The following is a 23,944-nucleotide window of genomic DNA, read 5'->3' as shown; positions in this document are numbered from 1 at the left end:
GGTCGGCACCCGGTCACGGGCGTGAGGACTCACAGGTCCAGCGGGTCCACCGGGTCGGCACGGCCTGGCAGCCCTAGGTTCGAGACGTCCACGGCCCTGCTCCTCGGAGGTCCCCCATGCTCGACACCGTCGCCGGTCTGCCCGTCCACGTCCTCGTCATCCACGCGGTCGTCGTGCTCACCCCCCTGGCCGCCCTCGCGGCCGCGGCCTACGCCCTCGTGCCCCGGTGGCGCTCGGCGCTCACCTGGCCCACCCTCTCCCTCGCGGTCGTCTCCGCGCTGAGCGCCGTCGTCGCCGCCTCGAGCGGCGAGGCGCTCGAGGGCCGGCTGCGGGCGCTGGGGCTGCAGGACCCCGCGCTCGAGACGCACACGCAGGCCGGCGACCTCGCCCGTACCGTCATCGCCGTCTTCGCCGTGGTCGTCGTCCTCGCCGTGCTGTGGCTCCTGCCCTCGCGCTCCGGCCGCGTGCCCCGGCTGCCCGTGGTCGACAGCCCCGCGGTCGCGCTGGCCGTCCGGGTGGCCCTCGTCCTCGTCTCGCTCGCCGCGCTGTGGTTCGTCGTCCGCGCCGGCCACACCGGGGCCCAGGTCGCGTGGAGCGACGTCGTGCAGCAGAGCCAGGGCCTCCCGCACGGCGGGGAGTGAGCCCCCGGTCGGCGGACCCGATGCGGTCCTGCAGCCCACGTCGGCCTACCGTTGGGGGGTGCCCGTGCAGACCGCCCCGATCGCCCCGACCTCCCCGGCGAAGGGGGTCGTCCACCCCCTCCTGAGGGTGCTGCTCGTCGCCAACCTCGTCTGCCAGGTCGGCATCGTCGTCACCGGCGGGCTCGTCCGGCTCACCGGGTCGGGCCTCGGGTGCCCGACGTGGCCGCAGTGCGTCCCCGGCTCCTACGTGCCGACCGTGGAGCAGGAGGAGGGCGTCCACAAGCTCATCGAGTTCGGCAACCGGACCCTCACCGGGCTGCTCGGGTTCGTCGCGCTCGGCCTGCTGTGGGCGCTCTTCCGGTACGCGCGCGAGCGTCGCGACCTGCGCACGGGTGCGCTCGTCGTCCTCGCGGGCATCGCCGCGCAGGCGGTCGTCGGGGGCATCACCGTCCTCACCGGGCTCAACCCGTGGATCGTCGCCTTCCACTTCCTCGCCTCGATGGTGCTCGTCGCCACCGCGTCGTGGATGCTGTGGCGCTCGACCCATCCCGCCGGGAGGGCGCAGGTGCACCCCCTCGTCGACCGGGCCCAGGCCGCGGTCGTCGCCGTCCTCGTCGTCGTCCTCGCGCTCGGCACGGTCGTCACCGGCTCGGGCCCGCACTCCGGTGATGCCGACACCCCGGCCCGCACCGGCTTCGACCCCCGGACGATCTCCTGGCTCCACGCCGACTCCGTCATGCTCCTCGTCGGCCTCGTGGCCGCCGTGTGGCTCGGGGCCGCGGTCACCGGGCGCAAGAGCCGGGCCAGCCGCGCCTGGGGCGTCGTCATGGCGGTGACGCTCGCCCAGGGACTCATCGGCTACGTGCAGTACCTCACGAAGCTGCCCGAGGCGCTCGTGCTGGCGCACATGCTCGGCGCCTCGCTCCTCGTCGTCGCCGTGACCCGCGCCGTCGTGCTCACGCGCACCGCCGTCGACGAGGACTGACCCCACCCGCACCTCCACCCCCGTCGCACCCGGGGAGACCTACAAGATGTCTTGTGCAACGACTCTTGTGGGTTTAGTGTCGGTGACATGGACGACCCCACCCCGCAGACCCGGCGTGCCCGTGAGGGGATCCGCACCCTCACCGAGGCGCGCGCCCTGTCCGCCCTGGCCCACCCCCTTCGCTCCCGCATCCTCGACGCCCTCAAGGCCGACGGACCAGCGACCGCGAGCCGGCTCGCCGAGGCGACCGACCAGGCCGTCGGCAGCGCGAGCCACCACCTCAAGGTCCTCGCCGAGGCGGGGCTCGTCGAGGAGGCGCCGGAGCTGGCGCGCGACCGGCGCGAGCGCTGGTGGCGTCTCGTCGGGCGCGGCACCCGGTGGTCCCGGTCGGAGATCTCGGACCCCGCGGCCCTGGCCGCCGCCGACGCCGCGGAGGCCCTCGTGTGGCGCCGCACGTCCGAGCGGGTCCAGGAGTGGCTCGCCGCCGACGACGGCACCGGCGAGTGGGCCGACGCCGCCTTCGCCACGCAGAACTGGCTGCGCCTGAGCCCCGACGAGCTCCGGCAGGTCGCCGAGGAGGTCATGGACGTCCTCGAGCGGTGGAGCACCCGCGAGACCCCCGACGACGACGTGCAGCGCGAGTCGATCTACGTCGCCGCGCGCGGCTTCCCCAGCCGGCCATGACCACCGAACCCGCACCGGTTGCCCCCGCTCCCCCGCTGAGCCGCAACCGGGACTTCGCCCTGCTCTGGTCCGGCGAGGCGGTCTCCGTCCTCGGCTCGATGACGACCCTCGTCGTCCTGCCCGTCCTCGCCGTCTCCCTGGGCGCCTCGGCGGGCTGGATGGGCGTCCTCACCGCCGCCGTGTGGCTGCCCTGGCTGGTCCTCGGGCTGCCCGCCGGCGCCTGGGTCGACCGCGGCGACAACCGGCGCCTCATGATCGCCGCGGACCTGCTCGGCGCGCTCGTCCTGGCCTCCGTCCCGCTCGCCTGGGCCCTCGGCGTGCTCGGCCTGCCCCATCTCGTGCTCGCCGCGCTCGGCAGCGGGGTCAAGGACGTCCTCTTCCGCACCGCCTACCCCGGGCTGCTCACCCGGCTCGTGCGCCCGCAGGACCTCGAGGCGGCGAACGGGCGGGTCTACGGCACGGAGTCGGCGATGCAGGTCGCCGGGCCCGGTGCGGGCGGTCTGCTCGTCCAGCTCGTCGGCGGCGCGCTCGCCCTCGTCGTCGACGTCGTGAGCTTCCTCGTCTCCGCGCTCTGCCTGTGGCGGATCCGGGGCGGCCGGCCCGAGCGGGCCGCCCCGGACCAGGAGCGCGAGCGGGTCGGGCCGATGGTGCGCGAGGGGCTGCGGGTGACCTTCGGCGACCGCTACCTCGCGTGGTTCACCGTCCAGGGCGGGGCGAGCAACTTCGCGCTCACCGGATACCAGACGCTGCTGGTGCTCTTCCTGCTGCGCGACCTGGAGGCCACCCCGGGCTCGGTCGGGCTGCTCCTCGCCCTCGGGGCGACCGGGGGCCTCGTCGGCGCGGTGGTCGCCGCCCGGGTGTCGCGCCTGCTGGGCAGCGCCCGGGCGATGCTCGTGCTCCAGCTCGCCGGTGGCCCGCCCGCGCTGCTCGTCGGCCTGGCCGGCCCGGGGCACGGGATCTGGCTGGTGCCGCTCGGCTCCGCCCTCGTGGGCCTGGGTCTCGTCGGGGCCAACGTCGTGCGCGGGGCCTTCCGCCAGCGCTGGGTGCCGGCCGACCTGCTCGGTCGCACCTCGGGCGCCGCGGCCGTGGTGAACTTCGGCACCATGCCGCTCGGCGCCCTCGTCGCGGGCGGCCTCGGCGGTGCCGTCGGGCCGCGTCAGACGATCCTGCTCATGGCGGGGCTGCACGTCGTCGCGACCCTGGCGACCCTGCTCTCGCCCTGGGCGAGGCTGCGGGACCTGCCGTCCGGCAGGCTCGACGACCCGGGGCGCCGGGACGAGGCACGAGACCGCGGCGGGGTCAGGCCAGGCCGGGCAGCGGCAGGTGCAGCAGGGGGTCGAGCGCCACGCCGAGGAAGAGCAGCGAGACGTAGGTGATGGAGAAGTGGAAGAGGCGCATCGGGCGCATCTTCGCCTGCGAGAGGCCGGCGCGCGCGGCGGAGAGCAGCCGGTGCGCCTCGCGCAGGAAGAGCGCGCCGGACAGCAGCGCGGCGCCGAGGTAGAGCCATCCCATGTCGGCGACGGGCACGAGGGCCAGCGAGGTCGCGACCATGACCCACGAGTACGCGACGATCTGGCGCGCGACGGTGACGTTGCCCTCGACGACCGGGAGCATGGGCACGCCGGCGCGGGCGTAGTCCTCGGTGAAGCGCATGGACAGCGGCCAGTAGTGCGGCGGCGTCCAGAAGAAGATGACGAGGAAGAGGATGATCGCCGGCCACTGGACGCTGTTCGTCACGGCGGACCAGCCGATGAGCGTCGGCATGCACCCGGCGATGCCGCCCCACACGATGTTCTGCGCGGTGCGGCGCTTGAGGATCATCGTGTAGCCGACGGCGTAGAGGAGGATCGCGCCGAGCGAGAGCGCCGCGGAGAGCGGGTTGACGAGCAGGCCGAGCCACGCGGTGGAGGCGATCGTCAGCAGGACCCCGAAGACCATCGCCGCCCGCGGCGTCACCTCGCCGGTGACGAGCGGACGGTGCGCCGTGCGACCCATCTGCGCGTCGATGTCGCGGTCGTAGACCATGTTGAAGGTGTTCGCCGCGCCGGCGCTCAGCGAGCCGCCGACGAGCGTGGCCACGACGAGCCACAGGTCCGGCAGGCCCCGCTGGGCGAGGAACATCACGGGCACGGTCGTCACGAGCAGCAGCTCGATGATCCGGGGCTTGGTGAGCGCGACGTAGGCCGCTGCCTTGCGTCGACGAGATGACGTCACGGGCACGGGCGCGTGCGTCCGGTCGATCGTCGTCAAGGGGTCCTCGATGAGCGTGGGGAGCAGAACCTCCATGGTATCGCCCGTGCGTCGGGCTCGAGACCGCCGGGTCGACGACGAGACGACGGGGAACGGCCCTGGACGGCACGTGCGACCTGTGTCACCACCCGGTCTAGGCTGGATCAGGTCTGGCAGCCCCCCGAGAGAGAAGGCATCCTTGACCCCCTCGCAGACCGCGAAGAAGGCGGCGAAGAAGACCACGACGAAGGTCACGAGCGTGAGCAGGCGCAGCCCGGAGCTGAAGAAGCCCGTCGCGCGCACGGCCGGCTGGGACGACCTCGACATCGCCGCGGTCGACACCGCGCGCCTGCTCGCCGCCGACGCCGTCCAGCACAAGGGCGACGGCCACCCCGGCACCGCGATGAGCCTGGCCCCCGTCGCCTACCTGCTCTACCAGCAGGTCATGCGCCACGACCCCGCCGACCCGGCGTGGCTCGGCCGTGACCGCTTCGTCCTGTCGTGCGGCCACTCCTCGCTCACGCAGTACGTCCAGCTCTACCTCAGCGGGTACGGCCTCGAGCTCGACGACCTCAGGGCGCTGCGCACCTGGGGCAGCCAGACCCCGGGCCACCCCGAGGTCCACCACACGAAGGGCGTCGAGGTGACGACCGGCCCGCTCGGCTCCGGTCTGGCCACCGCCGTCGGCATGGCGATGGCGCAGCGCCGCCAGCGCGGCCTGCTCGACCCCGACGCGAAGGCGGGCGAGTCCCCCTTCGACCACCACATCTGGGTCATCGCCTCCGACGGCGACATCATGGAGGGCGTGGCGTCCGAGGCGAGCTCGCTCGCCGGCCACCAGGAGCTCGGCAACCTCACGGTGATCTACGACAACAACCAGATCTCCATCGAGGACGACACCGACATCTCCTTCAGCGAGGACGTGCCGAAGCGCTACGAGGCCTACGGCTGGGAGACGGTGACCGTCGACTGGCGCAAGGACGGCGACGGGGCGGCCTACGTCGAGGACGTCGACGCCCTGCTCAAGGCGCTGGAGAAGTCGCGCCGCTCGCGCCGGCCCACGCTCGTCGAGCTGCGCACGATCATCGCGTGGCCGGCCCCCGGCAAGCAGGACACAGGCTCGGCCCACGGCTCGGCGCTCGGCGCCGACGAGGTCGCGGCGACCAAGGAGGTCCTCGGCTTCGACCCGGCGAAGTCCTTCGCCGTCGACCGCTCCGTCATCGCCCACGCCCGCAAGGTCGGGGCGCGCGGCAAGGCGGCGCACAAGGAGTGGGACAAGACGTACGCCGCGTGGCGCAAGGCCCAGCCCGAGCGCGCCGAGCTGCTCGACCGCCTCGTCGCCCACGAGCTGCCCAAGGGGCTGCGCCGTGCGCTGCCGACCTTCCCCGCCGACAGCGAGAAGGGCATGGCCACGCGCGCCGCGTCCGGCAAGGTGCTCACCGCCCTCGCCGACCTCGTGCCCGAGCTGTGGGGCGGCTCCGCCGACCTCGCCGGCAGCAACAACACGACGATGGACGGCCAGCCCTCCTTCGTCCCCAAGAGCAAGCAGACCGACATGTGGTCCGGCGGGCCCTACGGCCGCACGCTGCACTTCGGCATCCGTGAGAACGGCATGGGCATGATCCTCAACGGGATCGCGCTCGAGGGGCTCACCCGCCCCTACGGCGGCACCTTCCTCGTCTTCAGCGACTACATGCGCCCCGCCGTGCGGCTCGCGGCCCTGCAGCAGCTGCCCGTGACCTTCGTGTGGACGCACGACTCCATCGGCCTCGGCGAGGACGGCCCGACCCACCAGCCGATCGAGCACCTCGCGACGCTGCGCGCCATGCCCGGCCTCGACGTCGTGCGCCCCGCCGACGCCAACGAGACCGCGGTCGTGTGGGGCCAGGTCCTCGAGAACGACCGGACCGCGGCCCTCGCGCTCTCGCGCCAGAACCTCCCGGTCCTCGACCGGGAGCGCTACGGCAAGGCCGCCGGCGCCGCGAAGGGTGCCTACGTCCTGTCCGAGGCGAAGGGGGGCACCCCCGAGGTCATCATCATCGCCACCGGCTCCGAGGTCTCCATCGCCCTGGAGGCCCAGGAGAAGCTCGAGCGCTCGGGCACCGCGACCCGGGTCGTGTCGATGCCCTGCCGCGAGTGGTTCGAGCGGCAGTCCCGTCGCTACCGCGACGAGGTCCTCCCCCCGGCCGTCACCGCGCGCGTCAGCGTCGAGGCGTCGGTCGCCATGGGCTGGCACGACCTCGTCGGCGACTCCGGCCGCTGCGTGAGCATCGAGCACTTCGGCGCGAGCGCCGACTACCAGACCCTGTACGAGAAGTTCGGCTTCACGCCGGCCGCGGTCGTCAAGGCTGCGAAGGACTCCCTCAAGGCGTCCCGCAACCGGGCCGTCGTCCCCGACCTCGACGCCACCGCGCCCCGGCGCGACGTCGAGACCGGCACGGACGTCGGCACCCCGGAGCCGGCGAGCACCAAGGCCGACGTCGAGAGCGGAAAGTGAGCGACATGAGCACCTCCAGCAAGCCCGCACCCATCCAGGACCTCGAGGAGGTCGGCGTCAGCGTCTGGCTCGACGACCTCTCGCGCGAGCGGCTGCGCTCGGGCAACCTCGTCGAGCTCGTCGAGACCAAGGGCATCGTCGGCGTGACGACGAACCCCTCGATCTTCCAGGCCGCGCTCGCCCAGGGCGACGCCTACGACGAGCAGCTGCGCGAGCTCGCCGCGTCCGGCACGGACGTCGACGACGCGGTCTTCGCGCTGACGACCGACGACGTGCGCGAGGCGTGCGACGTCTTCCGCCCGATCTACGAGTCCACCGACGGCGTCGACGGCCGGGTGTCGATCGAGGTCGACCCCCGCGCGGCCCGCGACACGGCGCGCACGGTCGAGCTCGCCCAGGCGCTGTCCGACACCGTCGACCGCCCGCAGGTCTTCATCAAGATCCCGGCGACCCAGGAGGGCCTGTCGGCGATCACCGACACCCTGGGCGCGGGGATCAGCGTCAACGTCACCCTGATCTTCAGCCTCGAGCGCTACCGCGCGGTGATGAACGCCTACCTCGAGGGTCTCGAGAAGGCCCTCGCGGCCGGCGAGGACATCTCGACGATCCACTCGGTCGCCTCCTTCTTCGTCTCCCGCGTCGACAGCGAGATCGACGCGCGCCTGGAGAAGATCGGCACCGACGAGGCCCTCGGCCTGAGGGGCAAGGCCGGCGTCGCGAACGCGCGGCTCGCCTACCAGGCCTACGAGGAGGTCTTCTCGACCCCGCGCTGGGAGCGCCTCGAGGCCGAGGGAGGGCGCAAGCAGCGTCCGCTGTGGGCGTCGACGGGTGTGAAGAACCCCGACTACAGCGACACGCTGTACGTCGTCGACCTCGCCGCCCCGAACACCGTCAACACCATGCCGGAGAAGACGCTCGACGCGGTCCTCGACCACGGCGAGGTCCGCGGCGACCAGGTGAGCGGCACCTACGAGGAGGCGCAGCAGGTCCTCGACCGGCTCGCCGAGCTCGGCGTCGACTACACGGAGGTCACCGACCAGCTCGAGCGCGAGGGCGTCGAGAAGTTCGAGGCGTCCTGGGCCGAGCTGCTCGACGGCGTGCGCACCGAGCTCGACAAGGCCGGCACGAAGTGAGCAGCCTGTCCGTCTCCGCCGCGGGCGCGGCGGCGCAGGCGATCGCCTCCGCCGTGCCCGCCCTCGTCGAGGAGCGCTTCGCGAGCCGGCTCTTCGCGCAGGACGCGACCCTGTGGGGTGCCGAGGCCGAGGACGAGGCGTCCAAGCGCCTGTCCTGGGTGGGCCTGGCCCGCTCCTCGCGTCCCCTGGTCGGCGAGATCGCCGCGCTGCGCGACGAGCTGCGCGCCGACGGCGTCGACCGGGTCGTCCTGTGCGGCATGGGCGGCAGCTCGCTGGCGCCCGAGGTCATCTGCGCCACCGCGGGCGTCCCGCTCGTCGTCCTCGACTCGAGCCACCCCGACGTCGTGCGCGCCGCCGTGACCGACCTCGAGCGGACGGTCGTCGTCGTCTCGAGCAAGTCCGGCTCCACCGTCGAGACCGACAGCCAGCGCCGGGTCTTCGAGCAGGCCTTCGCCGACGCCGGCATCGACGCGGCGCGTCGCATCGTCGTCGTCACCGACCCGGGCAGCCCGCTCGAGCAGGAGGCCCGCGACGCGGGCTACCGCGTCGTCTCGGCCGACCCGCAGGTCGGTGGGCGCTACTCGGCGCTGACCGCCTTCGGCCTCGTGCCCTCCGGTCTGGCCGGAGCCGACGTCGAGGAGCTCCTCGACGACGCCGAGTCGGTGACCGACCTGCTCGCCGAGGACGACGAGGCCAACCCCGGCCTGCGCCTCGGCGCGGCGATGGCCGCCACCGACCCGCTGCGCGACAAGCTCTACCTCCTCGAGCACGGCACGCAGGCCGCCGGCTTCGGCGACTGGGCCGAGCAGCTCATCGCGGAGTCCACCGGCAAGCAGGGGCGCGGGATCCTGCCCGTCGTCCTGCCCTCGCCCGGTGACCGGGCCCTGCCGGACGACGCGACGCTCGTGCGCCTCGTCGGCACCGACCACGAGGAGGAGCCGGACAGCTCCGCCCCGTCCGTCGTCGACGTCGGCGGGACCCTCGGCGCCCAGCTGCTCCTGTGGGAGGTCGCGACCGCGGCCGCCGGCCGTCTGCTGAGCATCAACCCCTTCGACCAGCCCGACGTCGAGTCCGCGAAGGCGGCCGCCCGCGGTCTGCTCGAGGCGAAGGGGGACGCCCCCGCCTCCCCCGACGTCACCGACGGAGACGTCGAGGTGCGCGCACTCGGCGGCGACTGGCTCGGCGACGCGAGCACCGTGAGCGACGCGGTCGACGCGCTGCTCGCCCAGCTCGACCCCGAGCACGGCTACGTCGCCGTCATGGCCTACCTGGACCGGGCGGAGCACGCCGGGCTCGCGCAGGTCGCGACGACCCTCGCCGAGCGCACGGGTCGTCCGACGACCTTCGGCTGGGGCCCGCGCTTCCTGCACTCGACCGGTCAGTACCACAAGGGCGGGCCCGCGACCGGGGTCTTCCTCCAGGTCACCGACACACCGCGCGAGGACCTGCCGGTCCCGGGCCGCGACTTCACCCTCGGCGAGTTCGTCGCCGCGCAGGCCGGGGGCGACGCCTCGGTCCTCGTCGACCACGGGCGTCCGGTCCTCGTCCTGCACCTCACCGGTGACGGCGGCGTCGCCGCCGTGACCTCGGCGGTCTCGCAGGGCGACGCATGAAGCCCGCCAAGGTGACCGCGACGGACAACCCCCTTCGCGACCCACGGGACAAGCGCCTGCCGAAGATCGCCGGGCCGTGCAGCCTCGTGCTCTTCGGCGTCACGGGCGACCTCGCCCGCAAGAAGCTCCTGCCGGCGATCTACGACCTCGCCAACCGCGGTCTGCTGCCGCCCGGCTTCAGCCTCGTCGGCTTCGCCCGTCGCGACTGGGAGGACCAGGACTTCGGCAAGATCGTCCACGAGGCGGTGCGAGCCCACGCCCGTACTCCCTTCCGCGAGGAGGTGTGGCGGGCCCTGTCCGAGGGCTTCCGCTTCGTGCCGGGCGTCTTCGACGACGACGCGGCCTTCGACCTGCTCGCCGAGACCGTCCACGAGCTCGACGAGCAGCGGGGCACCGACGGCAACCACGCCTTCTACCTCTCCATCCCCCCGGGCTCCTTCTCGACGGTCTGCCAGCAGCTCGAGCGCAGCGGTCTGACCCACGGCGAGGGCGACTCGTGGCGACGCGTCGTCATCGAGAAGCCCTTCGGGCACGACCTCAAGAGCGCGCGCGAGCTCAACGACGTCGTCGAGTCGGTCTTCCCGGCCGACTCGATCTTCCGGATCGACCACTACCTCGGCAAGGAGACGGTCCAGAACCTCCTGGCGCTGCGCTTCGCGAACCAGATGTTCGAGCCGGTGTGGAACAGCCACTACGTCGACCACGTGCAGATCACCATGGCCGAGGACATCGGCATCGGTGGTCGTGCGGGGTACTACGACGGCATCGGCGCGGCCCGTGACGTCATCCAGAACCACCTCCTGCAGCTGCTCGCCCTCACCGCGATGGAGGAGCCGACGAGCTTCACCGCTGACGCGCTGCGGGCCGAGAAGGAGAAGATCCTCGCCGCGGTGCGCATCCCCAAGGACCTCGGCAAGCACACCGCCCGCGGGCAGTACGCCGAGGGCTGGCAGGGCGGCGAGCACGTCATCGGGTACCGCGACGAGGACGGGGTCGGCGAGTCCTCGACGACCGAGACCTACGCCGCGGTGCGCCTCGACATCGACACGCGGCGCTGGGCGAACGTGCCCTTCTACCTGCGCACGGGCAAGCGCTTGGGCAAGCGGGTGACGGAGATCGCCGTCGTCTTCAAGCGGGCGCCGCACCTGCCCTTCAACGACACCGAGACCGAGGAGCTGGGGCAGAACGCCGTCGTCATCCGGGTCCAGCCCGACGAGGGCATCACGATGCGCTTCGGGGCGAAGGTGCCCGGCAACCAGATGGAGGTGCGCGACGTCTCGATGGACTTCGGCTACGGGCGCGCCTTCACCGAGGTGAGCCCCGAGGCCTACGAGCGGCTCATCCTCGACGTGCTGCTCGGCGACCCCCCGCTCTTCCCCCGGCACGAGGAGGTCGAGCTGTCCTGGCAGATCCTCGACCCCATCGAGAAGTACTGGGCCAAGCAGCGCTCCATCGACCAGTACCCCGCGGGCACGTGGGGCCCGACGAGCGCTGACGCGATGATGCACCGTGACGGCCGCGAGTGGAGGATGCCGTGATCATCGACCTGCCGAGCACGACGACCCAGGCGATCTCGAAGAAGCTCGTCCGGCTGCGTCAGGACGTGGGGTCGATGGCGCTCTCGCGCGTCCTCACCCTCGTCGTCATCGCCGACGAGGCCGACATCGACGACGCCGTCGAGATCGCCAACGACGCGAGCCACCAGCATCCGTGCCGCATCGTCGCGGTTGCCTCGGGCAACACCCGCGGCAAGGCGCGCCTCGACGCGCAGATCCGTCTGGGCGGGGACGCCGGGGCCAGCGAGGTCGTCGTCCTGCGGCTCTACGGGCCGCTCGTCGCCCATGCCCGCAGCGTCGTCATCCCGCTGCTGCTGCCCGACTCCCCCGTCGTCGCGTGGTGGCCGAAGGATCCGCCGAAGTCACCCGCGCACGACCCTGTCGGCGCGATGGCCCAGCGGCGGATCACCGACGTGGCCCAGCTGGAGAGCATCGGGCCGGCGCTGAAGACCCTGGCCCGCTCCTACAGCCCCGGCGACACCGACCTCGCGTGGTCGCGCGTCACCCTGTGGCGAGGGCTGCTCGCCTCGGCGCTGGACCGGGCCCCCTTCGAGCCCGTGACGAGCGCGACGGTCACCGGTGCCGGCGACTCGCCCTCGACCGACCTGCTCGCGGGCTGGCTCCAGCACCGGCTGCGCTGCCCGGTGTCGGTCGTGCGATCGCGCGACCGCAGCGGGATCATCTCGGTACGCCTGGAGCGGCGCTCGGGGATCATCGACCTCGTGCGCCCTCAGGACGGCGAGACGGCGACGATGGACCAGACAGGGCAGCCGCAGCGCGCGATCGCCCTGGCCCACCGCAGCGACGCCGAGTGCCTCGCCGACGAGCTGCGGCGGCTCGACGCGGACGAGGTCTACGAGGACGCCCTCACCAAGGGCCTCCCCCTGGTGACGATGCGTCGTCTGACGATGACCGAGGCCGTGGCGAAGGGGGAGGTCCCCTCCCCCTCGTCGAGCCGCAAGACCCAGGAGCGCCTGGAGAAGCAGGCCCGGGCGACCCGCAGCTCGGCGATGGTCCAGGCCGAGCCCGAGAAGAAGTCGGCAGAGCCGGCAGCGGTGAAGCAGGCCGCACGCCGCAAGCTCGCGGACAAGAGCGAGGGCTCGTGAGCAGCGCGCCGGTCGAGGTCGTCGTCGAGCCCGGCAAGACCGAGCTCGCGGCGGCCGTCGGCCGGCGCCTGCGCGCGGTGGTCGAGGAGGCCACCGCCGCCGGGCGACCGGTCGAGATCGGTCTCACCGGGGGCTCGATGGGGGGCGCGAGCGTCGCGGCCCTCGTGGCGGAGCACGAGCGCGAGCCGCTCGACCTCTCCGCCGTCGGGCTGTGGTGGGGCGACGAGCGCTACCTCCCGTCCGGAGACCCCGAGCGCAATGACACCCAGGCCGACGAGGCCGGCCTGCCGCGGCTCGGGCTGCCGGACGATCGCGTCCATCGCGTGCCGGGGCCGGATGGCTCGGACGACGTCGAGGACGCCGCCGGCCGGTACGCCGAGGAGCTGCGCTCCGTCGGCCGAGGCGGCTTCGAGGTGCTCATGCTCGGGGTCGGCCCCGACGGGCACGTCGCCTCGCTCTTCCCCGGTCACCCGGCCCAGATGGCGCAGGACGCGATCACGGTCGCGGTGCACGACTCCCCCAAGCCGCCGCCGGAGCGGGTCTCGCTGACCTTCGAGGCGATGGAGCGCACCCGCGAGGTGTGGTTCGTCGTCGCGGGCGCGGACAAGGCTCAGGCCGTCCGCGACGGCCTCGACGGCGCCGGCCCCGACGTGTCCTCGGCGGCGCAGGTCCGCGGGACCGTCCGCACCGTGTGGTTCCTCGACGAGGACGCCGCGCAGGCAGCCGGCCTCAGCCGCTGACGCGGCGGGCGACTACTCGGTGCCGCGGCGGCGGCGCAGCTCGCCGAGACGCTCGGCGAGGATCTCCTCGCCCTCGCTGTCGCTGCGGCGCTCCTTGACGTACGCGAGGTGGGTCTTGTAGACCTCGGCCCGCGGCGGGGCAGGAGGGTTGTCCTTGTCCTGCCCGGCGGGCAGACCGCACCGGGTGCACTCCCACTGCTCGGGGATCTCGACCCCGGGCTCGAGGGCGAAGCTCGGGCGCACCTCGTGGCCCTTGCCGCACCAGTACGAGACGAAGGTCCGCGGGGCGATCTCGCCCCGCTCGGCCTCGCCCATCGGTCCGGCGCCCACGCGGCTGCCCCGGATCGCGTTCCCTCCACCAGCCATGTGCTGCTCCTCAGACGTCGAAGCGGTCGATGACGCCGATGCCGACGACGGAGACGAACCACAGCAGCCCCACGACGACCGTGAAGCGCGTGAGGTTGCGCTCGGCCACCGACGAGCTGCCGAGGGACGCGGTCATGCCGCCGCCGAACATGTCGGAGATGCCGCCGCCCTTGCCCTTGTGCATGAGGATGAGGAGGGTGAGGATCAGCCCGGTGATCACGAGGATCACCTGGAGGGCGATGCGTACTGCGTCCACGTCTGTCGGCCTTCGGGTCGGTCGTGCGGTCGGTCTGACACGGCAGGATACCTGCCCACGCCGGATCAGGTGGTGAGGTGCGCCTGGTAGCGGCAGATGGCGGCGAACTCCTCGGCGTCGAGCGAGGCCCCGCCGACGAGCGCGCCGTCGACGTCGGCGCCGGCCATGATCGCCGCGACGTTGCCGGACTTCACCGACCCGCCGTAGAGGACCCGGACCGCGTCGGCGACCTCGGGCGAGGCGATCTGCGCGAGCTCCTCGCGGATCGCGGCGCACACCTCCTGGGCGTCCTCGGGCGTGGCGACCTCACCGGTGCCGATGGCCCACACGGGCTCGTAGGCGACGACGACGGTGGCCAGCTGCTCCTCGCTCAGGCCCGCGAGCGAGCCGCGCACCTGCTCGACGACGTGCGCGACGTGCTCGCCGGCCTGGCGGACCTCGAGACCCTCGCCGACGCACACGACGGGGGTGAGCCCGTGACGGTAGGCCGCGGCGGCCTTCGCCGCGACGACCTCGTCGCTCTCGCCGTGGTGCTCACGGCGCTCGCTGTGGCCGACGACGACGTAGGTGCAGCCGAGGCGCGCGAGGAAGGCGCCGGAGATCTCGCCGGTGTACGCGCCGCTGTCGTGCTGCGAGAGGTCCTGCGCGCCGTAGCGCAGGGCGAGCTTGTCGCCGTCGACGAGGGTCTGCACGGAGCGCAGGTCGGTGTAGGGCGGCACGACGACGACCTCGACGGCCGCGTGGTCGTGCTTGGCGTCGCGCAGCGTCCAGTCGAGCTTCTGCACGAGGTGCGCGGCCTGCATGTGGTCGAGGTTCATCTTCCAGTTGCCCGCCATGAGCGGGGTGCGGCCGGTCATCGCGTGCCCTCCTGGGTCTCGTGGACCTGCAGCCCCGGGAGCTCCTTGCCCTCGAGGTACTCCAGGGACGCGCCGCCCCCGGTGCTGATGTGCCCGAAGTCGGCGTCCTCGAAGCCGAGCTGACGGACCGCGGCGGCCGAGTCGCCACCGCCGACGACGGTGAGCGCGCCGGTCGCGGTGACGTCGACGAGCGCCTGGGCGACCGCCTTCGTCCCGGCGGCGTAGGGGGCCATCTCGAAGGCCCCCATCGGGCCGTTCCAGAAGACGGTGCGGCAGTCGGCCAGACGCGAGGCGAAGAGCTCGCCGGAGCGCGGGCCGATGTCGAGACCCATGCGGTCGGCGGGGATCGCGTCCGCGGCGACGACCTCGTGGTCGGCCTCCGCGGAGAACTCCGTGGCGGCGACGACGTCGACGGGCAGGACGATCTCGACCCCGTCGCGCTCGGCCCGCTCGAGGTACTCGCGGACCCGGTCCACCTGGTCGGCCTCGAGCAGGCTCGTGCCGACCTCGTGGCCCTGGGCGGCGAGGAAGGTGAAGACCATCCCGCCGCCGACGAGCAGGCGGTCGGCGGTGCCGAGGAGGTTGTCGATGACGCCGAGCTTGTCGGAGACCTTCGCGCCGCCGAGGACGACCGCGTACGGCCGCTCGGGCTCGCTCGTCAGGCGGCGCAGCACGTCGACCTCGGTGCGCACGAGACCGCCGACGGCCGCCGGCAGGCGGGTCGCGACGTCGTAGACCGAGGCCTGCTTGCGGTGCACGACGCCGAAGCCGTCGCTGACGTAGGCGTCGGCGAGGGCGGCGAGCTCGTCGGCGAAGGCACCGCGCTCGCTCTCGTCCTTGCTCGTCTCGCCCGGGTTGAAGCGCAGGTTCTCCAGGACGGCGACGTCGCCGTCCTGGAGGTCCGCGACGACCCCCTTCGCCGACTCCCCCACCGTGTCGGTGGCGAAGGCGACGTCCTGGCCGAGCAGCTCGCCCAGGCGCTGCGCCACGGGGCGCAGCGAGTAGCGCTCCTCGGGAGCGCCCTTGGGCCGACCGAGGTGGGCGCACACGACGACGCGCGCACCCGCCTCGGTCAGCTCGCGGATCGTCGGCAGCGAGGCACGGATCCGTCCGTCGTCGGTGATGGTGCTCCCGTCGAGCGGGACGTTGAGGTCGGACCGCAGGAGCACGCGCTGGCCGCGCAGCTCTCCGAGGTCGGCGATGGTCTTCACGATCCGTGCGTCCTTGTCAGCCGAGGTGGGTCAGAGGCTCTGGCCGACGAGCAGGCAGAGGTCGGCGAGGCGGTTGGAGTAGCCCCACTCGTTGTCGTACCAGCCGACGACCTTGACCTGGTCGCCGATGACCTTGGTCAGGCCCGCGTCGAAGATGCAGCTCGCCGGGTCGGTCTCGATGTCCTTGGAGACGATCGGGTCCTCGGTGTAGACGAGACGGCCGGCCATCGGGCCGGACTCCGCGGCCTTGCGCACGATCTCGTTGACCTCCTCGACGGTCGTCTCGCGACCGGCGGTGAAGGTGAGGTCGGTGGCCGAGCCGGTGGGGACCGGCACGCGCAGGGCGTAGCCGTCGAGCTTGCCCTTGAGCTCGGGGAGGACGAGGGCGACGGCCTTGGCCGCACCGGTCGAGGTGGGGACGATGTTGAGCGCGGCGGCGCGGGCGCGACGCAGGTCGCTGTGCGGGGCGTCGTGGAGGCGCTGGTCACCGGTGTAGGCGTGGATGGTCGTCATGAGACCGCGCTCGATGCCCAGACCGTCGTTGAGCGCCTTGGCCATGGGGGCCAGGCAGTTCGTCGTGCACGACGCGTTGGAGATGATCGTGTGCTTCTGCGGGTCGTACAGGTCGTCGTTGACGCCCATGACGATGGTGATGTCCTCGTTCTTGGCCGGGGCCGAGATGATGACCTTCTTCGCACCGCCGTCGATGTGGGCCTTGGCCTTCGTCGCGTCGGTGAAGAAGCCGGTGGACTCGACGACGACGTCGACGCCCTCGCTCGCCCAGTCGATCTTCGCCGGGTCCTTCTCCTCGAAGATGCGGATGCGCTTGCCGCCGACGCTGATGGAGTCGTCGTCGTAGGTGACGTCCTGGCCGAGACGACCGAGGATCGAGTCGTACTTCAGCAGGTGCGCGTGGGTCTTGTTGTCCATGAGGTCGTTCGCGGCGACGACCTCGATGTCGGCGCCGGACGCCAGCACGGCGCGGTAGAAGTTCTTGCCGATGCGGCCGAAGCCGTTGATCCCAACACGAACGGTCACTGTGATGCCTCTCAGGTGGTCGAGTCGGCCGCCTCAGCGCGGCCCAGGGTGCCCCTCCACCCTAGGGGGTCGGGGTGAGGTGCGTCGCACCGGTCGGCGATGCGGACGCCGGGTGGTCGGGAGGTGCTCGGCGGGTGGCCGACAGGGGGTGGGCAGGGGCGCGAAGGGGGTGTCAGCCGTCGAGGAGGTCGGCCGAGAGCGAGGCCTCGGTGTCGGGGATCCCGAGCTCGGCGGCGCGCTTGTCGGCCATGGCGAGCAGACGGCGGATCCGGCCGGCGACGGCGTCCTTGGTCATCGGCGGGTCGGCGAGACGGCCGAGCTCCTCGAGCGAGGCCTGCTTGTGCTCGACGCGCAGAGAGCCGGCCTGCTCGAGGTGGTCGGGGATGTCCTCGCCGAGGATCTCCATCGCGCGCTGCACCCGTGCCCCGGCGGCGACGGCCGCCCGGGCGGAGCGTCGCAGGTTGGCGTCGTCGAAGTTGGCCAGCCGGTTGGCGGTCGCCCGGACCTCGCGGCGCATCCGCCGCTCCTCCCAGGCGAGGACGGCGTCGTGGGCCCCGAGGCGCACGAGGAGGGCGCTGATGGCGTCGCCGTCCCGGATGACGACGCGGTCGACGCCGCGCACCTCCCGCGCCTTGGCCGGCACGCCGAGGCGGCGGGCGGCCCCGACGAGGGCGAGGGCCGACTCGGGACCGGGGCAGGTGACCTCGAGGGAGGAGGACCGGCCGGGCTCGGTGAGGCTGCCGTGGGCGATGAAGGCGCCGCGCCAGGCGGCGACCGCGTCGCACTGGGAGCCGCCGACGACCTTGGGGGGCAGACCACGCACGGGCCGCCCGCGGCCGTCGACGAGACCGGTCTGGCGGGCGAGGGCCTCGCCCTCCCGGGCGACCCGCACGACGTAGCGGGTGCCGCGGCGCAGGCCGCCGGCGGCGAGGACGAGCAGCTCGGACTCGTGGCCGTAGACCTCGGCGATGTCGCGGCGCAGGCGACGCGCGGCGTGAGCGGTGTCCAGCTCGGCCTCGACGACGATCCGCCCGCCGACGATGTGCAGACCGCCCGCGAAGCGCAGCACCGAGGCGATCTCGGCCTTGCGGCAGCAGGTCTTCGTCACCTCGTGCCGGCTCAGCTCGTCCTTGACCCGTGCGGTCATCGCCATGCGTGCGTCCTACCTCTCGCGGCTCCCCCGGGATCTCCGGGGCAGCTCGAGGATGTCACGGTACGCCGCACCCAGTCGCAGCGCATCGTGCTGCCCCGGACGCCCCGGCTGCGCGACCTCGTAGAGGGCGAGCTCGGCGCCGATGCTCGCGCAGGCCCGCTCGAGGCCCTCGCGGTCGTCGACGACCGAGGGGTCGGCGAGCACCGTCTCGACGTGGAGCTCGGGCGCCGTGCTGCGCAGGCGCTCGATGTGCTCGACGGCGGAGAAGCCCTGGGTCTCGTCGGTGCTCATCTCGAGGTTGAGGGTGAGGATGCGGTGCGCGTCGGTCTCGACGAGCGCCTGGCGCAGCTCGGGCACGAGCAGGTGCGTGAGGACGGACGTGAACCACGACCCCGGGCCGAGGATGACGGCGTCGGCCCCGCGGACGGCCTCGACGGCCTCCGGGCGGGCCGGCGGGTCGTGCGGGAGGACGGCGATCGACTCGACGACCCCCGTCGTGCGCGCGATCTCGACCTGACCGACGACGGTCGAGCGGTCGTCGGGGTCGGCCGGGTCGACGCCGCGCACCTGGGCCATGAGCTCGAGCGGGACCGCCGACATCGGCAGCACCCGCCCCCGGGCCTGGAGCAGTCGTCCGACGAGGTCGAGACCGGCGACCGGGTCGTCGATGAGCTGCCAGAGCGAGACGATGAGGAGGTTGCCCAGGGCGTGGCCACCGAGGTCGCCGTCGCCGTCGAAGCGGTGCTGCAGGACCGCCGACCACATGTGGCCCCAGTCGCTGTCGTCGCACAGCGCGGTGAGAGCCATCCGCAGGTCGCCCGGGGGCAGTACGGAGAAGTCCTCGCGCAGCCGCCCGCTCGAGCCGCCGTCGTCGGCGACGGTGACGACGGCGGTCACGGCGTCGCTGATGTGGCGCAGCGCGGTGAGCGAGGCAGCCAGGCCGTGGCCGCCGCCGAGGGCGACGACCTCGAGGTGACGCTCGGGGGTGATGGACGCGGGGAGGGTGAATGCGGCCGTCATCTCACTCCTGCCCGAGGTCGCGGTGGACGACGAAGGTCTCGACGTCCTCGCCGGCGAGCCGGGAGGCCAGCTCCTCGGCGACGGCGACGCTGCGGTGCTTGCCGCCCGTGCACCCGACGGCGAGGGTCACGTACTTGCGGTTCTCGCGCAGGTAGCCGGCGATCACCGGCTCGAGGAGCCGCTCGACGGAGTCGAGGAAGTCGCCGGCTCCCTCCTGACGCAGGACGTACTCGGCGACCGGGGCCTCGCGGCCGGTGTGCGATCGCAGCTCGGGGACCCAGTAGGGGTTGGGCAGGAAGCGCATGTCGAAGACGTAGTCCGCGTCGAGCGGGACGCCGTACTTGAAGCCGAAGGACATGAGCGCGAGGCGCACCTTGTGACCGGCCGTCGTCGTGAAGAGCGGGTGGATCTTGCGCGACAGCTGGTGGACGTTCAGGCCCGAGGTGTCGATGACGAGGTCGGCCGACGAGCGCAGGTCCGCCAGGCGCGCGCGCTCCTGCTGGATCCCGTCGAGCAGCCGGCCCGTGCCCTGGAGCGGGTGCGGGCGCCGCACCGACTCGAAGCGGCGCACGAGCGCCTCGTCGGTCGCGTCGAGGAAGAGCAGCCGCAGGGTCCAGCCGCTCGCCCGCAGCTTCTCCACCGACTCGTGGAGGTCGGCGAAACCTCGCGCGCGGATGTCGAGGACGATGGCGACCTTGCGCGGGCGCAGGCCCTGCGCGCGGCCGTCGTCGGCCTCGGTGGCCAGCTCGACGAGCTGGGGCAGCATGATCGTCGGCAGGTTGTCGATGACGTACCAGCCGAGGTCCTCCATGACGTTGGCGACCGTCGAGCGACCCGCGCCGCTCATGCCGGTGACGACGAAGACCTCCGGCAGCTCGTCGGCGCCCTGGCCCTGCTCCTGCGGCCCGTCGCTGCTCATCGTGCGTCCTCCTGCTCTCGGGTGGGGACCTGCTCTGCCGCGGCCCCGGCGTCGGCGCCCGCCACCGGGGCGGGCGCGTCGTCGAGCACCTCGCCGGTGCGCGGGTCGACGGCCGGCTCGGGGGCCTGCGCGCCCAACTCTGCCGCAATCCGGGCTGCGGTCGCCGGGCCGATGCCCGGCACCTCGGCGAGCTCCTCGACGCTCGCCGCCCGGATCCGCTTCACCGAGCCGAAGCGGCCCAGCAGCGCCGCCTTGCGCATCTGCCCCAGCCCGGGGACCGAGTCGAGCGCGGAGACCGTCATCGCCTTGCTGCGGCGCTGGCGGTGGAAGGTGATGGCGAAGCGGTGCGCCTCGTCGCGCACCCGCTGCAGGAGGTAGAGCCCCTCGGAGCTGCGCGGCAGGATCACCGGGTGCTCCTCGCCGGGCAGCCACAGCTCCTCGAGGCGCTTGGCCAGGCCGACGAGGGCGACGTCCTCGATGCCGAGCCGGTCGACGACCGCCTGGGCGGCGGCCACCTGCGGCGCGCCGCCGTCGACGACGACGAGGTTGGGCGGGTAGGCGAAGCGCCGGGGTCGGCCGGTCTCCTCGTCGATGCCCGGGCGGTCGCCGCCGTGCTCGTCGACGGAGACGAGATGACGCAGGCGTCGCGTGAGCACCTCGTGCATCGCCGCGGTGTCGTCGGTGCGCCCGTCGACGTCGCCCCGCACGACGAAGCGGCGGTACTCGGACTTGCGGGGCAGGCCGTCCTCGAAGACGACCATCGAGCCGACGACCTCCTGGCCCTGGATGTGAGAGATGTCGAAGCACTCGATGCGCAGAGGCGCGTCGTCGAGGCCGAGCGCCTCCTGGACGTCGTGGAGGGCCTGGCTGCGCGCCGTGAGGTCGCCGGCACGGGCGACCTTGTGGCGGGCGAGCGCCTGGGTGGCGTTGCGCTCGACGGTCTCCATGAGCGCGCGCTTGTCGCCACGCTGCGGGACGCGCAGGTCGGCGTGCGAGCCGCGCCGGGTCCGCAGCCACTGCGTCATCGCGTCGGGGTCGTCCGGCAGCACCGGGACGAGGACCTCGCGCGGCACCTCCTCCTCGCCGTAGACGCGCTGCAGGAGGTGGGCGACGACCTCGGGCAGGGTCTCGGCGTCCTTCTCCGCGACCCAGCCCCGCTGGCCGCGGATGCGACCGCCGCGGACGTGGAAGACCTGGATGGCGACCTCGAGCTCGTCGTCGGCGAGGGCGAAGACGTCGGCGTCGGTGCCGTCGGGCAGGACGACCGCGGACTTCTCGAGGGCCTTGGTGAGCGCGCCGATGTCGTCGCGCAGCCGTGCGGCGGCCTCGAAGTCGAGCTCGGCGGAGGCCTCGCGCATCCGGGCCTGGAGCCGGCGCACGAAGCGGTCGGAGCTGCCGGCCATGAAGTCGCACAGCTCCTCGGCGATGGCGCGGTGCTCGTCGGGGTCGACCCGGCCGACGCACGGCGCCGAGCACTTGTCGATGTAGCCGAGCAGGCAGGGACGCCCGACCTGCTGGGCGCGCCGGAAGACGCCGTTGCTGCACGTGCGCACCGGGAAGACGCGCAGGAGCAGGTCGAGGGTCTCGCGGATCGCCCACGCGTGGGTGTACGGCCCGAAGTAGCGGGTCCCCTTGCGCTTGCTCCCCCGCATGACCATCGCCCGCGGGAACTCCTCGGACATCGTCACCGCGAGGTAGGGGTAGGACTTGTCGTCGCGGTACTTGACGTTGAAGCGCGGGTCGAACTCCTTGATCCACGCGTACTCGAGCTGGAGCGCCTCGACCTCGGTCGACACGACGGTCCACTCGACGGAGGCGCCGGTGCGCACCATCCGTGCGGTGCGGGGGTGCAGCCCGGAGATGTCCTGGAAGTAGGACGACAGCCGCGAGCGCAGCGACTTCGCCTTGCCGACGTAGATGACCCGGCCGTGGGCGTCACGGAACCGGTAGACGCCGGGGTCGGTCGGGATCGACCCCGGGGCAGGGCGGTAGGTCGCTGGGTCGGCCACCCGCTCACCCTAGGCGGGCGGGCTGACAGCGAAGGGGGTGACCCTCAGGCGACGGTGACGGTGTCCCCGTCGACCGTGGCCTCCTTCGCGGTGAGCCCCTTCTGCGCGGGCCCGCCCGTGACGTCGCCCGTGCTGGCGTCGAAGGTGCTGCCGTGGCACGGGCAGGTGATCGTGCCGGACTCGACCTTCGCCACGGCGCAGCCCTGGTGGGGGCAGGTCGCGTCGAAGGCCTTGAACTCGCCCTCGGTGGGCTGGGTGACGACGACCCGGTCCTGGACGACACCGCCGCCGACGGGGACGTCCGCCGTCGGCACGGAGACCCCGCCGGCGGCGGCCGCGTCACCGGAGCCGGCCGAGGAGCTCGTGCTCTCGCCCGAGCCCCCGCCGTCACCCCCGCACGCGGAGAGGGCGAGGACGCCGCCGGCGGGCACGACGAGGGCGGCACGACGGGTCAGGGGCTGCTCGTGAATGCTCACGCCGCCACCCTGGCAGTGCTGTCAAGGAACGAGCCCCGAACGGCCTGTGCAGGTCCTGGGAGGACGTCGCTGGTAACAGGTCGGACACGGTGCGTGCATGGGGAGGTCAGCCCGACGACGAACCGCACTACCTTGACGCCAGCCCACGAGCCAGTCGTGGATCACCGGGCACGACCCGGCATCTCTTCATCTGGAGGAAACGTGACCAAGCGATCCGTCATCTCAGCAGGGGCCACGCTCCTCGCGATGTCGATGGCACTGTCCGCCTGCGGGACCCGCGGTGGCGACGGTGGCGGCGACGGCGCGGGCAGCGGCGGCGGTGGCGACGAGAAGGTCGTCAAGATCGGTGTCATCGCGCCCCTGTCGGGCGACCTGTCCGCCCTCGGCAAGGGCATCGAGAACTCCGTCGACCTCGCGGTCAAGGAGGCCAACGAGTCCGGTGAGCTCGAGGGCTGGAAGATCGAGGTCGCGGCCGAGGACGACCAGGCCAACCCCGACGTCGGCAAGAACGCCGCCTCCAAGCTCGCGGGCGACAAGGACGTCATCGGCGTCGTCGGCACGCTCAACTCCTCCGTCGCCGGCACGGTCGCCCCGGTCCTCAACACCGCGAAGATCGTCGAGGTCTCCCCGGCGAACACCGGTGTCTCCCTCACCAAGGGCGAGGACCCCGACAACCCGCAGCGGCCGTACGCGAACTACTTCCGCACCTGCACCACCGACGCCGTCCAGGGCCCCTTCGCCGCGCGCTACCTCTTCGAGAAGGCGGGCATCAAGGAGGTCGCGACGATCCACGACAAGAAGGCCTACGGCCAGGGTCTCGTCGAGTCCTTCACCTCCGAGTTCGAGAAGCTCGGCGGCAAGGTCGTGGCGGCCGAGACGATCAACCCCGACGACGACAAGTACGACGCCGTCGTCACCTCGGTCAAGGCCAAGAACCCCAAGGCCGTGTACTACGGCGGCGAGTACCCCCAGGCCGGCCCGCTGAGCCAGCAGATGAAGGCCCAGGGCCTCGACGTCCCGCTCATGGGTGGCGACGGCATCTTCAGCCCCGAGTTCGTCAAGCTCGCCGGCAAGAACAGCAACGGCGACCTCGCGACCTCGATCGGCGCCCCGACCGAGAAGCTCGACTCGGCCAAGGCCTTCGTCGACGCCTACGAGGCCGGTGGCTACTCCGACCCCTACGAGGCCTACGGCGCCCAGTCCTACGACGCGGCCAACGCGATCATCGAGGCGATGAAGGTCTCCCTCAAGGACGCCGACGACGTCGAGGGCGCTCGCCAGGCCACGATCGACGCGATGAAGGACGTCTCCTTCGACGGCGCGACCGGCAAGGTCGCCTTCGACGAGTTCGGCGACACGACGACCCGCGTCCTCACGGCCTACGAGGTCAAGGACGGCAAGTGGACCGACGTCTCCACCGAGGAGTTCACCGAGAAGTGATCCCGCGCGACGGCA

The 23,944-nt window shown here is 72.7% G+C and carries 22 protein-coding genes; 11 read left to right on the top strand and 11 right to left on the bottom strand.

From position 1 onward, the window contains the following. Positions 1-116: 116 nt before the first annotated feature. The 4 genes from EEW87_RS03495 to EEW87_RS03480 all read left to right on the top strand — a co-directional run bounded on the left by EEW87_RS03495 (position 117) and on the right by EEW87_RS03480 (position 3,686). Positions 117-641 (top strand): DUF2231 domain-containing protein, encoded by a 525-nt coding sequence (locus EEW87_RS03495; RefSeq protein WP_123091710.1) that lies wholly within the window; start codon positions 117-119, stop codon positions 639-641. Between the two features lie 58 nt (positions 642-699). Beyond that, positions 700-1,626 carry a COX15/CtaA family protein gene (locus EEW87_RS03490; protein ID WP_240341641.1) on the top strand — a complete coding sequence of 309 codons (927 nt, stop codon included), beginning with the start codon at positions 700-702 and terminating at the stop codon, positions 1,624-1,626. Positions 1,627-1,713: 87 nt separating this feature from the next. Then, positions 1,714-2,310, top strand: a complete 597-nt coding sequence (locus EEW87_RS03485) for an ArsR/SmtB family transcription factor (protein WP_123091709.1) — start codon at positions 1,714-1,716, stop codon at positions 2,308-2,310. Further along, positions 2,307-3,686 (top strand): MFS transporter, encoded by a 1,380-nt coding sequence (locus EEW87_RS03480; RefSeq protein ID WP_123091708.1) that lies wholly within the window; start codon positions 2,307-2,309, stop codon positions 3,684-3,686. The genes EEW87_RS03485 and EEW87_RS03480 overlap by 4 nt, the downstream gene beginning before the upstream one ends. On the opposite strand, the gene EEW87_RS03475 is transcribed toward EEW87_RS03480, so the two are convergent. Next, positions 3,610-4,596, bottom strand: a complete 987-nt coding sequence (locus tag EEW87_RS03475) for a heme o synthase (RefSeq protein ID WP_123091707.1) — start codon at positions 4,594-4,596, stop codon at positions 3,610-3,612. The genes EEW87_RS03480 and EEW87_RS03475 overlap by 77 nt on opposite strands. A gap of 202 nt (positions 4,597-4,798) precedes the next feature. On the opposite strand from EEW87_RS03475, the gene tkt reads away from it, so the two are divergent. Genes tkt through pgl form a run of 6 tightly spaced genes read left to right on the top strand, consistent with a single transcriptional unit; the run spans position 4,799 to position 13,184 of the window. Beyond that, a complete protein-coding gene (gene tkt / locus EEW87_RS03470) occupies positions 4,799-7,036 on the top strand; it encodes a transketolase (protein ID WP_240341680.1) in 2,238 nt (745 codons plus the stop codon). 5 nt (positions 7,037-7,041) lie between these two features. Continuing rightward, complete coding sequence (gene tal / locus EEW87_RS03465) at positions 7,042-8,169, top strand: transaldolase (protein ID WP_123091971.1); 1,128 nt, start codon at positions 7,042-7,044, stop codon at positions 8,167-8,169. Next, the gene (locus EEW87_RS03460; RefSeq protein ID WP_123091705.1) at positions 8,166-9,782 is read left to right on the top strand and encodes a glucose-6-phosphate isomerase; all 1,617 of its coding nucleotides are present in this window, start codon (positions 8,166-8,168) and stop codon (positions 9,780-9,782) included. The genes tal and EEW87_RS03460 overlap by 4 nt, the downstream gene beginning before the upstream one ends. Continuing rightward, positions 9,779-11,320 (top strand): glucose-6-phosphate dehydrogenase, encoded by a 1,542-nt coding sequence (zwf, locus tag EEW87_RS03455; protein ID WP_123091704.1) that lies wholly within the window; start codon positions 9,779-9,781, stop codon positions 11,318-11,320. The genes EEW87_RS03460 and zwf overlap by 4 nt, the downstream gene beginning before the upstream one ends. Then, positions 11,317-12,444, top strand: coding sequence for a glucose-6-phosphate dehydrogenase assembly protein OpcA (opcA, locus tag EEW87_RS03450; RefSeq protein WP_123091703.1), 1,128 nt, complete (start codon positions 11,317-11,319; stop codon positions 12,442-12,444). Before zwf ends, opcA begins: the two co-directional genes overlap by 4 nt. Beyond that, on the top strand, positions 12,441-13,184 hold the full coding sequence (gene pgl / locus EEW87_RS03445) for a 6-phosphogluconolactonase (protein ID WP_123091702.1): 744 nt from the start codon (positions 12,441-12,443) through the stop codon (positions 13,182-13,184). Before opcA ends, pgl begins: the two co-directional genes overlap by 4 nt. A 12-nt stretch (positions 13,185-13,196) precedes the next feature. Here the strand turns inward: pgl and EEW87_RS03440 are convergent, their stop codons facing one another. The 10 genes from EEW87_RS03440 to EEW87_RS03395 all read right to left on the bottom strand — a co-directional run bounded on the left by EEW87_RS03440 (position 13,197) and on the right by EEW87_RS03395 (position 22,489). Next, on the bottom strand, positions 13,197-13,550 hold the full coding sequence (locus EEW87_RS03440) for an RNA polymerase-binding protein RbpA (RefSeq protein ID WP_123091701.1): 354 nt from the start codon (positions 13,548-13,550) through the stop codon (positions 13,197-13,199). A gap of 10 nt (positions 13,551-13,560) precedes the next feature. Further along, positions 13,561-13,806 (bottom strand): preprotein translocase subunit SecG, encoded by a 246-nt coding sequence (gene secG, locus EEW87_RS03435; protein ID WP_123091700.1) that lies wholly within the window; start codon positions 13,804-13,806, stop codon positions 13,561-13,563. A gap of 65 nt (positions 13,807-13,871) precedes the next feature. Beyond that, positions 13,872-14,663: a triose-phosphate isomerase gene (gene tpiA, locus EEW87_RS03430; protein WP_123091699.1), complete on the bottom strand. Its 792-nt coding sequence runs from the start codon at positions 14,661-14,663 to the stop codon at positions 13,872-13,874. After that, positions 14,660-15,874, bottom strand: coding sequence for a phosphoglycerate kinase (locus EEW87_RS03425; RefSeq protein ID WP_068276006.1), 1,215 nt, complete (start codon positions 15,872-15,874; stop codon positions 14,660-14,662). The genes tpiA and EEW87_RS03425 overlap by 4 nt, the downstream gene beginning before the upstream one ends. A 30-nt stretch (positions 15,875-15,904) precedes the next feature. Further along, positions 15,905-16,912 carry a type I glyceraldehyde-3-phosphate dehydrogenase gene (gene gap, locus EEW87_RS03420; protein ID WP_068276008.1) on the bottom strand — a complete coding sequence of 336 codons (1,008 nt, stop codon included), beginning with the start codon at positions 16,910-16,912 and terminating at the stop codon, positions 15,905-15,907. Positions 16,913-17,084: 172 nt separating this feature from the next. Then, complete coding sequence (gene whiA / locus EEW87_RS03415) at positions 17,085-18,065, bottom strand: DNA-binding protein WhiA (RefSeq protein ID WP_068276011.1); 981 nt, start codon at positions 18,063-18,065, stop codon at positions 17,085-17,087. Positions 18,066-18,074: 9 nt separating this feature from the next. Beyond that, positions 18,075-19,085 (bottom strand): gluconeogenesis factor YvcK family protein, encoded by a 1,011-nt coding sequence (locus EEW87_RS03410; protein ID WP_123091698.1) that lies wholly within the window; start codon positions 19,083-19,085, stop codon positions 18,075-18,077. Position 19,086: 1 nt separating this feature from the next. Next, a complete protein-coding gene (gene rapZ, locus EEW87_RS03405) occupies positions 19,087-20,004 on the bottom strand; it encodes an RNase adapter RapZ (RefSeq protein WP_123091697.1) in 918 nt (305 codons plus the stop codon). Next, the gene (gene uvrC / locus EEW87_RS03400; RefSeq protein WP_123091696.1) at positions 20,001-22,013 is read right to left on the bottom strand and encodes an excinuclease ABC subunit UvrC; all 2,013 of its coding nucleotides are present in this window, start codon (positions 22,011-22,013) and stop codon (positions 20,001-20,003) included. The genes rapZ and uvrC overlap by 4 nt, the downstream gene beginning before the upstream one ends. 44 nt (positions 22,014-22,057) lie before the next feature. Continuing rightward, a complete protein-coding gene (locus EEW87_RS03395) occupies positions 22,058-22,489 on the bottom strand; it encodes a Rieske (2Fe-2S) protein (protein WP_123091695.1) in 432 nt (143 codons plus the stop codon). A gap of 201 nt (positions 22,490-22,690) precedes the next feature. Here EEW87_RS03395 and EEW87_RS03390 point away from each other — a divergent pair, with 201 nt between their 5' ends. Beyond that, the gene (locus tag EEW87_RS03390; RefSeq protein WP_068276026.1) at positions 22,691-23,929 is read left to right on the top strand and encodes a branched-chain amino acid ABC transporter substrate-binding protein; all 1,239 of its coding nucleotides are present in this window, start codon (positions 22,691-22,693) and stop codon (positions 23,927-23,929) included. The last annotated feature ends 15 nt before the right edge of the window (positions 23,930-23,944 follow it).

Origin of the sequence: Janibacter melonis (assembly GCF_003721155.3) — a bacterium.
Taxonomy (GTDB): Bacteria; Actinomycetota; Actinomycetes; order Actinomycetales; family Dermatophilaceae; genus Marihabitans; species Marihabitans melonis.
This window is presented reverse-complemented; position numbering and strand designations above follow the sequence as displayed.